This window comes from Bacillus sp. SIMBA_031 (assembly GCF_046535225.1).
Classification (GTDB): domain Bacteria; phylum Bacillota; class Bacilli; order Bacillales; family Bacillaceae; genus Bacillus; species Bacillus velezensis.
This window is the reverse complement of the sequence record NZ_JAWRXC010000462.1, coordinates 1-254: the sequence shown is the minus strand read 5'-3', so window position 1 is coordinate 254 and position 254 is coordinate 1. Positions and strand designations below refer to the sequence as shown.

Annotated in this window: 1 protein-coding gene; it reads right to left on the bottom strand. The window is 36.2% G+C overall.

What is annotated here, in order from left to right; translation table 11 throughout:
• Window positions 1-254 (bottom strand): hypothetical protein (locus tag SB724_RS21030; RefSeq protein WP_410572914.1); only part of this gene is annotated, 254 nt, incomplete at both ends.

Below are 254 nucleotides of genomic sequence, written 5' to 3'. Positions count from 1 at the left end.
AGTTCTAAATCTGAAGTCTGCTTTTGAAGATGGATCGTTCGGCTAAAAAGTCTTGAGATATCAAATAGAATCTTAACGAAAAAAGGCGGCGAAAATGAATAGATCACCAATGTAGCATTTCCAAAAACAGCTTTATAGGATAATATCTCCCCATAGGTTTGGGTTGCATTTCTACTTATAACCCCTTTCAGGGGCCCCTCCTGAATATCAACACCCAATTTATATAAAACACTAAGCTGAAGGTGATTAATAAT